Source organism: Mixta sp. BE291, from assembly GCF_031457955.1.
GTDB lineage: Bacteria > Pseudomonadota > Gammaproteobacteria > Enterobacterales > Enterobacteriaceae > Mixta.
Genome location: NZ_JAVDXN010000004.1, coordinates 482,997 through 496,178 on the forward strand (window position 1 = coordinate 482,997; position 13,182 = coordinate 496,178).

A 13,182-nucleotide genomic window follows, 5' to 3' on the forward strand; every position below is an offset into this window, starting at 1 on the left:
CTTAGTTATCCAGATAAGGTGAGAGCCATTGGGGAATACGCTGTTCCAGCCACATTTGCGGGCGGCGCAATGTACCGCCGACAAAGCCGACATGGCCGCCATATTCCGTGAGTTGATATTCAATGTTAGCAGGTAACCGCGTTCTGTCGGGGATCACCTCGCGGGTCATAAATGGGTCGTCCGCGGCGTGAATAATTAACAGCGGTTTGCGGATAGCAGGCAGCAGCGGCATCGCACTGGCGCGTCGATAGTAATCACCAGCGTCGGCGAAACCGTGGGCGCGCGCGGTGATGGCATCATCAAAATCACGCAGGCGCTTTAACGCTTTCAGCTGCGGCAAATCGACCGGCAGCGTGCCGGGCCAGGCTTGTAGCTTGCGGCGGGCGTTGAGTTTCAGCTGGCCCAGCAGATAACGCTGATAGACGCGGGAGAACCCCTGCTCCAGCTTCGCGCTGCACGGTTCCAGCATCAACGGCGCAGAGACCGTGACGGCAGCATCCAGCGGGCAGTCATCGCCCTGCTGGCCCAGCAGGCAGGCAAGCATATTGCCGCCAAGCGACACGCCGACGGCAACCGTTGGCGCATGGCCCAGCGTGGTTTGCAGCCAGCGTAAAAAATAGCTGGCATCTTCGGTTTCGCCGGAATGATAGATGCGCCCCATGCGGTTAGGCACGCCGCTACAGCCGCGAAAATGCATCACCACGCCCAGCCAACCGCGCTGTTGCCAAACCTGCAACAGGCCGTGCGCATAAGGGCTGTGAAAGCTTCCTTCCAGTCCGTGAAACAGCACCGCGCGCGGCTTGTGTCGCGCCTGGAGCGGATCTTCGCTCCAGGCCAGATCGATAAAATCCCCGTCGGGCAGGTCGAGCCGCTGCCAGTGAGGGCGCAAATAAGCGCGACGGCGAAACAGGCGCGGCAGCACCGTTTGTAAATGCGGATTATGCAGTCCTTTCAGGGGAATAAAGGATTCCTGCGTGTGATCAAAGCTCATCGTTTCACGCTTGTGCGCATTCAGGCACGCTGTTAGTTTAAACGGATTAACCTTTACCGGGTGGGGAGCACCCATTGTATGGAACTCAGTCTGTTTTTATCGATGCTTGGTTTTCTTTGGGTCGCAGCAGTGACGCCCGGTCCAAATAATACGCTATTGACCACGGCGGGCGCCAATTTTGGTTTCCTGCGATCGCTTCCTTTGATGGTGGGCATTATGCTTGGCATGCAGCTGATGCTGCTGCTGGTGGCGTTTGGCGTGGGCGGTCTGATCCTGGTTTATCCCTCGCTGCATCTGTTTTTGAAAATTGTCGGCAGCCTCTATCTGCTGTGGCTGGCGTGGAAAATCGCCACGGCGGCTTATGAAAAAATCGAACTGGGCGAAGCGCCGCCCCGACCCATGCCTTTCTGGCAGGGCGGGCTGTTGCAGCTGGTGAACCCCAAAGCCTGGCTAATGGCGCTGGGAGCGGTAGCCAGCTTCAGCCTGTCGGGCGAGGCATATCGCAGTTCCATCGTGGCGATCAGCGTTGGCATGGCGCTGGTTAACCTGGTTGCCGGTGTTCTCTGGCTGGGTTTCGGCACCCTGATTGGCCGCCTGCTGCGTAGCCGCCGCGCCTGGAAAATCTTTAACTTGACGATGGGCGCGCTGACCGCCGCCTGCGTGCTGTTGATCTGGCACTGATTAACTGGAGGCGCGCGCCACCAGCTGGCAGAGCAGCCGCTCATGCACCTGCGGCGCCAGCGGATTCTGTATCCGCTGCAACAGCAGCTGGACGCTGCGGGTGCCCAGTTCATGCATCGGCTGCTCCAGCGTGCTGAGCGGCGGCGACAGCATGGCGCTCCACGGCAGGCCGTCAAAGCCCATCACGGCGATATCCTGCGGGATGGTTAGCTGATGCTGGCGCGCGCAGTGGATCGCCCCGACCGCCAGCACATCAGAGACGGTAAACACGGCGTCGGGCGGCTCCGGCGCCTCCAGCAGCCGCTGCATTGCCGCAAAACCTGCCTCGCATTCGACTTCATTGGCATACTCCACGGCCGACCATGGCAAATTCAGTTCGCCTAACGCTGCCCGGTAACCTAACTCGCGCTGTTGCGCATAGAGATAACGCGGATCGCCGTTAATCATCGCAATACGCCGCCGTCCACGCTGCGCCAGATGTTGCACCGCCGCGCGCGCCGCCTGTTGATTATCAATGGTTACCGATGAGCCATCCTCTTCAGGATCGCCCTCGGCACACTGCACCCAGGGCGCATCGCCAATCATTTGGCGCAGCTCAGGCAGGTTGCTCGCCGCATCCATGGTAATCACGCCATCCACCACTTTACCGCTCAGCAGCGACAGGTAAGCGGATTCGCGCTGAGTTTGCGAATCGGAGTTGCACAGCAGAATGTGATAGCCGTTGGCTTCGGCTTCCGCCTCAATGCCGCGTACCACGCGCGAACAGAAGGGATTAATAATATTCGAGACCAGCACCAGCAACATCCGGCTCTGCGAAGTACGTAACTGACGCGCCAGCAGATTCGGCTGGTACTGGCAGGCGGCGATAGCAGCGAGAACACGCTCACGCGTTGCCGGCCGCACGCCCTGATAGCCGTTCAGCACGCGGGAAACGGTCGCGGTCGATACACCAGCGAAACGAGCAACTTTCTCAATCGACATGGACAACCCTCTGACAACTCACCAATGAAGCGCCCTGAAGCGTACTTATACAGTGTCTGATTTAGATCCATTTTTCATCAGAAAACATCAGGCTTTTTTACTTTCCAGATAACGATAGCGATATATTTTCTAAGTCAATTTGGTGATTAAACATAATTTTTAATTACTTCATGCCGCGTCCGCCTCTCAGTTACAACTGAGCCATCACAATGATAACAACAGGCGGAACGCAAATGGTGAGGATGACACGGTTTTTGGCATTAGCAGCGACCTTATCGCTGCTGGCAACCCAGGCATACGCCGTTGAGGTAACAGTGGCTTATCAAACCTCAGCGGAACCGGCAAAAGTTGCCCAGGCGGACAACACGTTTGCCCAGCAAAGCGGCGCGCAGATTAACTGGCGCAAGTTCGACAGTGGATCCAGCGTCGTACGTGCGTTGGCCTCCGGTGATGTGCAGATCGGCAATATCGGTTCCAGCCCGCTGGCCGTTGCCGCCAGCCAGAAATTACCGATTGAGGTCTTCCTGCTGGCGTCGCAGCTCGGCAGCTCAGAGGCGCTGGTGGTGAACAAGAACATTACCTCGCCGCAGGATCTGATCGGCAAACGCATTGCCGTGCCCTTTATCTCTACCACGCATTACAGTTTGCTGGCCGCGCTAAAACACTGGGGCATTAAGCCCGCTCAGCTGCAAATTATCAACCTGCAACCACCGGCGATTATCGCGGCATGGCAGCGGGGCGATATTGATGGCGCTTACGTCTGGGCGCCTGCCGTAAATCAGCTGGCTAAAACCGGCAACGTATTGACGGATTCGGCGCAGGTGGGGCAGTGGGGCGCGCCGACGCTGGATGTCTGGGTGGTGCGCAAAGATTTTGCCGCCAGCCATCCTGATATCGTCACCGCGTTTGCTCGCAGCGCGCTGGCCGCTCAGCAGGCTTACCTTGCCGATCCGCACCAGTGGCTACAGCAGCCGGAAAATCTTAACAAGCTGTCCCGCCTGAGCGGCGTGCCGGTGGCGCAGGTCGCCAGCCTGGTTCAGGGCAATACCTATCTTAACGCGCAGCAACAAATCACTCAGCTGGGCGATCCGGTGAACAAAGCCATTGGCGATACGGCGCAGTTTCTCAAGCAGCAGGGCAAAGTGGCGCAGGTCGATGCCGATTATCACGACTATGTTACCGACCGCTTTATTCAACCTTTGGTTCAGCCGTGAGGAGTTAACCATGCTTGCTGTGACTCAGGTCAGTGCGCGTTACCACGGGCAGCTTGCGCTGCAGGAGATTAACCTAACGCTGGATGCCGGAGAGCTGGTGGTGGTGCTGGGGCCGTCCGGCTGCGGGAAAACCACGCTGTTGAATCTTATCGCCGGTTTTCTGCCCACAGAAGAGGGGACGATTACGCTGGCGGGCGAAGCGGTAACCGGGCCGGGAGCCGATCGTGGGGTGGTTTTTCAGCATGAAGGGTTACTGCCCTGGCGCAACGTGGTGGATAACGTGGCGCTTGGCCTGCAGCTGGCGGGCGTGGAGGTTAAAACGCGGCGCGAGCAGGCGAGCAGGATGCTGAAAAAAGTCGGGCTGGAGGGCGCGGAAAAGCGCTTTATCTGGCAGCTTTCCGGCGGCATGCGCCAGCGCGTCGGCATTGCGCGGGCGCTGACCGCCGATCCGCAGCTGCTGTTGCTGGATGAGCCGTTTGGCGCGCTGGATGCCTTTACCCGTGAGCAAATGCAGGAGCTGCTGCTGCGTCTGTGGCGCGACAGCGGTAAAGGCATTCTGCTGATTACGCATGATATAGAAGAGGCGATTTTCCTCGCCAGCGAACTGGTGTTAATGACGCCGGGGCCGGGGCGCATCAGCGAGCGGCTGCCGCTGGACTTTGGCCGCCGCTTTGCCGCCGGTGAATCCTGCCGCGCCATCAAATCCGATCCCGCTTTTATTGCCCAGCGCGAATATGTGCTGAGCCGGGTGTTCCAGCAGCGCGAGGCATTCTCATGAGCATCCAGGCGCTGGATAAACAAGGGGCGCGCCGTTGGCGTTGGCGCTGGCCGCTCTCCCGTCAGCTAACGCTGAGCCTGACGACATTAATGCTGCTGCTGGCGCTGTGGTGGCTGGTGACCGCGCTGCAACTGATTGCGCCGCTGTTTTTGCCGCCGCCGCAGCAGGTATTACATCAGCTGGCGGTTATCGCCAGCGCGCAGGGGTTTATGGATGCCACGCTCTGGCAGCATCTGGCCGCCAGCCTGGGGCGTATTCTGCTGGCGCTGTTGGCGGCAGCGGCGATCGGCGTGCCGACCGGTATCGTAATGGGGCTGAGCGCCACGGCGCGCGGCATCCTCGATCCGCTGATTGAACTCTACCGACCGGTGCCGCCGCTGGCCTATCTGCCGCTGATGGTGATCTGGTTCGGCATCGGTGAAACCTCAAAGATCCTGCTGATCTATCTGGCTATTTTCGCCCCGGTCGCGCTCTCAACGCTACAGGGCGTGAGAAATGCGCAGCAGGTGCGGCTGCGGGCGGCACAATCGCTGGGCGCCAGCCGCTGGCAGCTGTTGTGGCTGGTTATTCTGCCCGGCGCGCTGCCGGAAATCCTGACCGGCCTACGCATCGGGTTGGGCGTGGGCTGGTCGACGCTGGTGGCCGCGGAGCTGATTGCGGCAACGCGCGGGTTGGGCTTTATGGTGCAGTCCGCCGGTGAGTTTCTGGCAACCGATGTGGTGCTGGCCGGCATTTTGGTGATTGCGTTAATCGCATTTGGTTTAGAACTGGGCCTGCGGACGCTACAGCGTCGGTTGACGCCCTGGCATGGAGAATCGCAATGAACGAACGTCTGATTATTACCGCGCTGGGGCCTTATATCGGTGCCAGAATTGATAACCTCGATCTTTCCCGTCCGCTGAGCGATGGTCAGTTTGAACAGCTGTGGCATGCGCTGATTCGTCATCAGGTGCTGTTCCTGCGCGATCAGCCGCTGACGCCGGTGCAGCAGCGAGCGCTGGCCGCCCGCTTCGGCGATCTGCATATTCATCCGGTCTATCCGCACGCCGAGGGCGTGGAGGAGATTATCGTGCTGGATACCCATAACGATAATCCGCCCGATAACGATAACTGGCACACCGACGTCACCTTTATCGCTACGCCGCCCGCCGGGGCGATACTGGCCGCGAAACAGGTGCCGGATCACGGCGGCGATACGCTGTGGGCCAGCGGCATTGCGGCGTTTGCCGCGCTGTCACCGCCGCTGCGCACGCTGCTGAGCGGTTTGCAGGCCGAGCATGATTTTACAAAATCGTTTCCTGAATATAAGCACCGCGCCACGCCGGAAGAACATGCGCGCTGGCGTCAGGCGGCGGCGAACCACCCTCCGCTGCTGCATCCGGTGGTGCGTACCCATCCGGTCAGCGGCCAGCAGGCGCTGTTTGTCAATGAAGGATTTACCACGCGGATTGTCGATCTGGCGCCGAAAGAGAGTGATGCGCTGCTGGGCTTTTTGTTTGCGCATATCAACAAGCCGGAGTTTCAGGTTCGCTGGCGCTGGCGGGCTAACGATGTCGCTATCTGGGATAATCGGGTCACGCAGCACTACGCGAACGCTGACTATCTGCCCACCAGACGCATCATGCATCGCGCCACCATACTGGGGGATAAACCTTTTTATCGCGCTTGCTGACGCATCAGCAAGCGACAACGGCTCGGCGTTAGCAGGCCAGCATGGTTTCCAGCTGCTCCTGCGCGTCGAGCCAGTCCATCTCGCACGCTTCCAGCGCTGATTTTGCTGCGGCCTGCTGCTGCAGCGCCGCGGTGAGATCGGCTTTACGGCTCGCCTCGTAAATGGCGGAATCGGCCAGCTTCGCCTCTGCATCAGAAAGCTGGACATTCAACTTTTCCATCTCTTTTTCCAGCTTTTCAATCTGTTTACGCAGCGGCTGCGTTTGCGCCCGCAGTTCCGCCTCGCGGCGTTTCTGATCTTTACGCGCCTGAGCGCTGTTGCCGTTGTCCTGTTTCGGCTCGCTCTCTTGCGTCTGCCGCTTTTGCAAATCACTGAGCCACTGCTGGTAATCGTCCAAATCGCCTGCGAAGACGTCCACTTTGCCGTCATGCACCAGATAAAGATCGTCAGTGGTGGAGCGCAGCAAATGGCGATCGTGCGAGACCACCACCAGCGCGCCCTCAAAATCAATTAGCGCTTCGGTTAACGCCTGGCGCATATCAAGATCGAGGTGGTTGGTGGGTTCATCCAGCAGCAACAGGTTAGGGCGCTGCCAGACAATCAGCGCCAGCACCAGGCGCGCTTTCTCGCCGCCGGAGAAGCGTTCCGTCGGCTCGCTGACTTTATCGCCCTGGAAGCCGAAACCGCCCAGATAGTCCCGCAGCTGCTGTTCCGGCAGTTTCGGTGCCTGACGCGCCAGATGCTGGAGCGGCGACTCTTCGGCGCGCAGAAACTCTAACTGGTGCTGCGCGAAGTAACCCAGCTGCACCCCTTTCGCCAGGCCAATCTCCCCTTTTTGCGGCGCGAGTTCGCCCGCCAGCAGCTTGATCAGCGTTGATTTCCCGGCGCCGTTGCGGCCCAGCAAACCAATACGCGAGCCAGGCACCAGATTGAGTTTGATGGCGTCCAGAATCACGCGCTCGCCATAACCGGCGGTCACCTTTTCCATATTCAACAGCGGGTTGGGCAGGTTTTCCGGCGCGCGAAAGCTGAAGCTGAAAGGATTATCAACGTGCGCGGGAGAGATAAGCTCCATGCGCTCCAGCATTTTAATGCGGCTCTGCGCCTGTTTCGCCTTACTGGCTTTGGCGCGGAAACGATCGATATAGCTTTGCAGATGCGTCACTTTGCGCTGCTGATGTTCATACTGCGACTGCTGCTGGGAGAGTTTGGTGGCGCGCTGCTGCTCGAAAGAGCTGTAGTTGCCGGTGTATTCAAACAGCGATTGCTGCTCAATATGCAGAATTTTATCTACTACCGGATCGAGGAAATCGCGGTCGTGCGAGATCAAAATCAGCGTGCCGTCGTAGCTTTTTAGCCAGCGCTCCAGCCAGATCACCGCATCTAAATCGAGGTGGTTGGTAGGTTCATCCAGCAGCAGCAGATCGGAACGGCAGAGCAGCGCCTGCGCCAGATTGAGGCGCATGCGCCAGCCACCGGAAAAATCACTCACCGGGCGCTGTAACTGTTGCTGACTAAAGCCCAAACCGTGCAGCAGGCTGGCGGCGCGCGCCTGGATACTCCAGGCCTGGATGGCATCCAGTTTGCCGTGCAGCAGCGCAATGGCGTTGCCGTCATTTTTTTCATTGGCGCGCTGTAATTCGGACTCGAGCTGTCGATACTCTCTATCGCCATCAATAACATACTCGATGGCGGCAACCGACAGCGCGGGCGTTTCCTGGTTAACCCAGGCCAGCGACCAGTTGCCGGGAAACGTGACGTTGCCTGCATCGGCGCTGAGTTCATTTTTTAGCAGCGACAGCAGCGTCGATTTGCCGCAGCCGTTTTTGCCCACCAGCCCCACTTTTTGTCCGGGGTTGATGGTGGCTGTGGCATTGTCCAGCAGCACGCGGGTACCGCGTCGGATCTGTAATGAAGAGAATACAATCATAAGCGCCGTATTGTCAGAATATGTTAATTTATTGTCATCATAATTAGTCAGGAATCAGAGATTCCGTTATGTCGTGCATGGTAGCGGAAATCCAGCATCATGACGACGATTTGGAGGAGAGAGATGGCGCAGCTGCCTAAAGTTTTGCTGCTGTATGCCCATCCGGAATCGCAAGACTCAATTGCTAATCGAATCTTGTTACAGCCGGCACAGCAACTATCACACGTTACCGTACACGACCTGTACGCCCACTATCCCGATTTTTTTATCGATGTTCATTATGAACAGCAGCTGCTGCGGGAGCATCAGGTCATTATTTTTCAGCATCCGCTTTATACCTGGAGCTGCCCGGCGCTGCTGAAAGAGTGGCTGGATCGCGTGCTGTCGCGCGGTTTTGCCAGCGGCGTCGGCGGCAATGCGCTGGAGGGGAAATACTGGCGCAGCGTGATTACCACCGGCGAGCCGGAAACGGCTTATCAGCAGGATGGCCTGAATCGCTATTCGATGACGGAAATTATGCGTCCCTTTGAGCTGACGGCGCAGATGTGTCGTATGCACTGGCTGTCGCCGATGATTATCTACTGGGCGCGTCGGCAAACGCCGGAAACCATGAAAAGTTATGCCGAGGCCTATGGCAGCTGGCTTTCTTCTCCTTTGCCTGCTGGAGCTTTATAGATGGAAGGGCATACTTTACTGACCGCCGGTGTCGTCTACCTGTTCGCCGCCGTGATTGCGGTGCCGATCGCAGCCCGCCTGGGCATCGGCGCGGTGTTGGGCTATTTGCTGGCGGGAATCGCCATTGGTCCCTGGGGGCTGGGTTTAATCAGCGACGTGGAAGAGATCCTGCACTTCTCGGAAATCGGCGTGGTGTTTCTGATGTTCCTGATTGGCCTGGAACTGAATCCTGCCAAGCTTTGGGCGCTGCGGCGCTCCATCTTTGGCGTGGGTGCCGCGCAGGTTATTTTCAGCGCGGCGGTGCTGGCCGGGCTGCTGTTGCTGACGGATTTTTCCTGGCAGGCGGCGACCGTCGGCGGCATCGGCCTGGCGATGTCCTCGACGGCGATGGCGTTGCAGCTGATGCGCGATAAAGGCATGAACCGCAGCGAAGCGGGGCAGCTGGGCTTTTCGGTGTTGCTGTTTCAGGATCTGGCGGTGATCCCGGCGCTGGCGCTGGTGCCGCTGCTGGCCGGAACCGATAGCGGCCATACCGACTGGATGAAGCTCGGGATGAAGGTGCTGGCTTTCGCCGGGATGCTGATTGGCGGCAGGCTGCTGCTGCGGCCGATTTTTCGCTATATCGCCGCCTCCGGCGTGCGCGAAGTCTTTACCGCCGCCTCGCTGCTGCTGGTACTGAGTTCGGCGCTGTTTATGGATGCGCTGGGGCTGTCGATGGCGCTGGGCACCTTTATTTCCGGCATTCTGCTGGCGGAAAGTGAATATCGCCACGAACTGGAGATCGCCATCGAGCCGTTTAAAGGTTTGCTGCTCGGGCTGTTCTTTATTTCCGTTGGCATGGCGCTGAATTTAGGCGTGCTCTATACCCATATTCTGACGGTGTTGATCGGCGTGCTGGTGCTGGTGGCGGTAAAAACGCTGGTGCTTTATCTGCTGGCGCGTATTTACGGCCTGCGTAGCTCAGAGCGCCTACAGTTCGCCAGCGTGCTGAGCCAGGGCGGGGAATTCGCCTTTGTGCTGTTTTCCGCCGCCTCGGCCGTGCGCCTGTTTCAGGGCGATCAGCTGCCGTTGCTGCTGGTGACCGTGACGCTTTCTATGATGACGACGCCGTTGCTGATGCAGGGCGTTGACCGCATTCTGGTGCGTCGCTTTAACGATGGCGACGAACAGGCGGAAAAACCCTGGGTGGATGACGATCAGCCACAGGTGATCGTGGTGGGATTTGGCCGTTTTGGTCAGGTGATCGGGCGCTTGCTGATGGCGAATAAAAAGCGCATTACCGTGCTTGAACGCGACATCAGCGCCGTGAGTTTGATGCGTAAATATGGTTATAAAGTATACTATGGGGATGCGACGGAGCTGGAGCTGCTGCGCGCCGCCGGTGCCGCCAGCGCGCAGTCGATTGTGATTACCTGCAATGATCCAGAAGATACCATGACAATTGTTCATCTCTGTCAGCAGCATTTCCCCCATCTGCAAATTTTGGCGCGCGCGCGTGGACGCGTAGAGGCGCATGAACTGCTGCAGGCGGGTGTAACGCAGTTTTCGCGTGAAACTTTTTCCAGCGCGCTGGAGCTAGGGCGGAAGGCATTGATGTCGCTGGGGATGCATCCGCATCAGGCGCATCGCGCGCAGCAGCACTTTCGGCGGCTGGATATGCGTATGCTGCGCGAGCTGATGCCGGGCCATACCGACAATGCGCAGATCTCCCGTGCGCGTGAGGCGCGGCGCGAGCTGGAGGATATTTTCCAGCGTGAGATGCAGCAGGAAAAGCGGCAGTTGGATAGCTGGGATGAATTTGAATAACGCGCGCCGTCGGGCGTGTTGACCAACACAGCAGGAAAGAAAAATGCGTAAACGGTTTATTGCGGATGCAACCTGCCCGCACTGCCAGCAAAAAGATACGCTGGCGATGTGGCGTGAAAATAATATCGATGTGGTGGAGTGCGTGAAATGCGGTCATCAGATGCGTGAGGCGGATAAGCAGGTACGCGATCAGATCCGCAGTCAGGAGCAAGTCATTGGAATTTTTCATCCAGAGTAGCGGAACAGCGCAGCTTTTTTTAAGCTTACCCTTACAGCGACCCTGAATTCCGTTACAATCGGCATCGTTAATATTACCTGAGCGTCTTGCCGGTATGGCGCGCAAAGGGTCAGCATCTGGATCTTTCTGGTTGGTGTTATTGCAGGCAAAAATAGACCAATGAGTCGGGATCAAAGCTCTCAACGGTTAGGAGATATCATGAAAGTAGCAAAAGACCTGGTGGTCAGCCTGGCTTATCAGGTACGTACAGAAGACGGTGTGTTGGTCGACGAGTCTCCGGTGAGCGCGCCGTTGGACTATCTGCACGGTCATGGTTCCCTGATTTCTGGTCTGGAAAAGGCACTGGAAGATCATGAAGTCGGCGACAACTTTGATGTGCATATTGCCGCCAATGACGCTTACGGCCAGTATGATGACAATCTGGTTCAGCGCGTACCGAAAGATGTATTTATGGGCGTGGATGAACTGCAGGTTGGCATGCGTTTCCTGGCTGAAACCGATCAGGGCCCGGTACCGGTAGAAATCACCGAAGTGGAAGACGATCACGTTGTGGTTGACGGTAACCACATGCTGGCAGGCCAGAACCTGAACTTCCACGTGGAAGTGGTTGCTATCCGCGAAGCGACGCCGGAAGAACTGGCGCATGGTCACGTCCATGGCGAGCACGATCACCACCACGACCACGATCATGACCACGGTCATGAGCATGGTAAAGGCGGTTGCGGTACCGGCGGCTGCGGCTGCCACTAAGCGCACGCAGCGCATTAAATGAGGGCAGGGGGCGGTTAGCTTCCTGCCCTTTTTATTACGTGATATTTCATCTTGTCGCAGCGGCCGCGAGTTAGTAACAATTAATAGTGCGGCGGCGGCGTCTCTTCCGAAGGGTGCGCCATCATGGAAGGTGCGGCAGATTTTAATTTATCTATCAGCAGGCGTATCTGCTCACGCATTTTCGCCAATTCCATTTCATGCTGTACGACGGTTTGGTTCAGATCTTCAATGGTCTGTTCCTGAAAAGCGAGTTTGCTCTCCAGCCGTTCCAGCTGTTGTTCAAAAATATGTTGCTGCATAGCCGTTCCCCTGTTGCCGGTGCCTGGCATGTTGACGGGTTTTCCGTTTACGGTAAAACCGCATGCCTTCACTTTACGTTGTGCGATTTTGCCCGCGATGGTTGAAAAAGCACAGCCTTATCGTCATATCAGTTGGAACTTCCCGACACAAAAAAGGGTCGGATGTACACTTAAGTTTGCCGGGCGGGCATGATAAGTTGTTCCGCACAGTTATAGTACAGGCCTGATGGCTTGCAACGATTGCCGAGGTGAGAGGCTTCGGTTTTGGAGATAATGGATGAAATCACTGTTTAAAATTACGCTGTTAGCCGCCACGATGGCCGCCACGCTCAATGCACCGCAGGTACTGGCAGCAGACTCCGCACCGGCTGAACAAGCTACGCCTCAAGCCCCGAAAAATGCGGCTTTTAAAAACGAAGATCAGCAGTCTGCCTATGCGCTGGGCGCGTCGCTGGGTCGCTATATGGAAAACTCGCTGAAAGAGCAGGAGAAGCTGGGCATCAAGCTGGATAAATCACAGCTGATTGCTGGCGTTCAGGATGCGTTCGCTGGCAAAAGCAAACTCTCCGATCAGGAAATTGAGCAAACCCTGCAGTCTTTTGAAGGCCGCGTGAAAGGCGCCGCTCAGGCGAAGATGGAAAAAGATGCCAAGGAAAACGCGGAGAAAGGCGATGCCTACACCGCGAAATTCGCTAAGCAGAAGGGCGTGAAGAAAACCGATAGCGGCCTGCTCTATCTGGTAGAGAAAGAAGGCAGCGGCGACGCGCCGAAAGATAGCGATACCGTTGTGGTTAACTACAAAGGCACGCTGATCGACGGCACGGAGTTCGATAACTCCTATACCCGTGGCGAACCGCTTTCTTTCCGTCTTGACGGCGTGATTCCGGGCTGGACCGAAGGCCTGAAACATGTGAAGAAAGGCGGCAAAATCAAGCTGGTGATCCCACCGCAGTTGGCTTACGGTAAAAACGGCGTTCCGGGCATTCCGGCTAACTCCACGCTGGTGTTTGATGTCGAATTGCTGGATATCAAACCGGCACCAAAAGCTGACGCGAAAGCGCAGGCTCCGGTCGCCGACGAGAAAAAGGCACAGTAATTCTGCTACCGCCGCGTTAACGCGGCGGTTTTATTTTTCAGCCCCACCAT

At 57.5% G+C, this 13,182-nt stretch carries 14 protein-coding genes; 10 read left to right on the forward strand and 4 right to left on the reverse strand.

Annotated elements, in window-relative coordinates:
• Window position 1: 1 nt before the first annotated feature.
• Window positions 2–991, reverse strand: coding sequence for a hydrolase (locus J2X14_RS12285; protein ID WP_352411499.1), 990 nt, complete (start codon window positions 989–991; stop codon window positions 2–4).
• A gap of 78 nt (window positions 992–1,069) precedes the next feature.
• On the opposite strand from J2X14_RS12285, the gene J2X14_RS12290 reads away from it, so the two are divergent.
• Window positions 1,070–1,672, forward strand: coding sequence for a LysE family translocator (locus J2X14_RS12290; protein ID WP_352411500.1), 603 nt, complete (start codon window positions 1,070–1,072; stop codon window positions 1,670–1,672).
• Here J2X14_RS12290 and J2X14_RS12295 read toward each other — a convergent pair whose 3' ends face one another.
• On the reverse strand, window positions 1,673–2,653 hold the full coding sequence (locus tag J2X14_RS12295; protein ID WP_352411501.1) for a LacI family DNA-binding transcriptional regulator: 981 nt from the start codon (window positions 2,651–2,653) through the stop codon (window positions 1,673–1,675). It lies immediately after the preceding gene.
• A gap of 233 nt (window positions 2,654–2,886) precedes the next feature.
• On the opposite strand from J2X14_RS12295, the gene tauA reads away from it, so the two are divergent.
• The 4 genes from tauA to tauD are packed head-to-tail and all read left to right on the forward strand — an operon-like array spanning window position 2,887 to window position 6,317.
• The gene (gene tauA / locus J2X14_RS12300; protein WP_502889997.1) at window positions 2,887–3,867 is read left to right on the forward strand and encodes a taurine ABC transporter substrate-binding protein; all 981 of its coding nucleotides are present in this window, start codon (window positions 2,887–2,889) and stop codon (window positions 3,865–3,867) included.
• A gap of 10 nt (window positions 3,868–3,877) precedes the next feature.
• Window positions 3,878–4,645, forward strand: coding sequence for a taurine ABC transporter ATP-binding subunit (gene tauB, locus J2X14_RS12305; protein ID WP_352411502.1), 768 nt, complete (start codon window positions 3,878–3,880; stop codon window positions 4,643–4,645).
• Window positions 4,642–5,469, forward strand: coding sequence for a taurine ABC transporter permease TauC (gene tauC / locus J2X14_RS12310; RefSeq protein WP_352411503.1), 828 nt, complete (start codon window positions 4,642–4,644; stop codon window positions 5,467–5,469). Before tauB ends, tauC begins: the two co-directional genes overlap by 4 nt.
• The gene (gene tauD / locus J2X14_RS12315; protein ID WP_352411504.1) at window positions 5,466–6,317 is read left to right on the forward strand and encodes a taurine dioxygenase; all 852 of its coding nucleotides are present in this window, start codon (window positions 5,466–5,468) and stop codon (window positions 6,315–6,317) included. The genes tauC and tauD overlap by 4 nt, the downstream gene beginning before the upstream one ends.
• 28 nt (window positions 6,318–6,345) lie before the next feature.
• On the opposite strand, the gene J2X14_RS12320 is transcribed toward tauD, so the two are convergent.
• On the reverse strand, window positions 6,346–8,247 hold the full coding sequence (locus J2X14_RS12320; protein WP_352411505.1) for an ABC transporter ATP-binding protein: 1,902 nt from the start codon (window positions 8,245–8,247) through the stop codon (window positions 6,346–6,348).
• Window positions 8,248–8,370: 123 nt separating this feature from the next.
• Between J2X14_RS12320 and kefG the strand changes: the two genes are divergently transcribed.
• The 4 genes from kefG to slyD all read left to right on the forward strand — a co-directional run bounded on the left by kefG (window position 8,371) and on the right by slyD (window position 11,716).
• The gene (gene kefG / locus J2X14_RS12325; RefSeq protein WP_352411557.1) at window positions 8,371–8,922 is read left to right on the forward strand and encodes a glutathione-regulated potassium-efflux system ancillary protein KefG; all 552 of its coding nucleotides are present in this window, start codon (window positions 8,371–8,373) and stop codon (window positions 8,920–8,922) included.
• Window positions 8,923–10,728 carry a glutathione-regulated potassium-efflux system protein KefB gene (gene kefB, locus J2X14_RS12330; protein WP_352411506.1) on the forward strand — a complete coding sequence of 602 codons (1,806 nt, stop codon included), beginning with the start codon at window positions 8,923–8,925 and terminating at the stop codon, window positions 10,726–10,728.
• Between the two features lie 43 nt (window positions 10,729–10,771).
• Entirely contained in the window at window positions 10,772–10,966 is a 195-nt protein-coding gene (locus J2X14_RS12335) for a YheV family putative zinc ribbon protein (protein WP_352411507.1), read from the forward strand.
• Window positions 10,967–11,164: 198 nt separating this feature from the next.
• Window positions 11,165–11,716, forward strand: a complete 552-nt coding sequence (gene slyD / locus J2X14_RS12340; protein ID WP_352411508.1) for a peptidylprolyl isomerase — start codon at window positions 11,165–11,167, stop codon at window positions 11,714–11,716.
• A gap of 101 nt (window positions 11,717–11,817) precedes the next feature.
• Here slyD and J2X14_RS12345 read toward each other — a convergent pair whose 3' ends face one another.
• Window positions 11,818–12,036: a SlyX family protein gene (locus tag J2X14_RS12345; RefSeq protein WP_352411509.1), complete on the reverse strand. Its 219-nt coding sequence runs from the start codon at window positions 12,034–12,036 to the stop codon at window positions 11,818–11,820.
• A gap of 277 nt (window positions 12,037–12,313) precedes the next feature.
• Between J2X14_RS12345 and fkpA the strand changes: the two genes are divergently transcribed.
• Window positions 12,314–13,132 (forward strand): FKBP-type peptidyl-prolyl cis-trans isomerase, encoded by an 819-nt coding sequence (gene fkpA, locus J2X14_RS12350; RefSeq protein WP_352411510.1) that lies wholly within the window; start codon window positions 12,314–12,316, stop codon window positions 13,130–13,132.
• The last annotated feature ends 50 nt before the right edge of the window (window positions 13,133–13,182 follow it).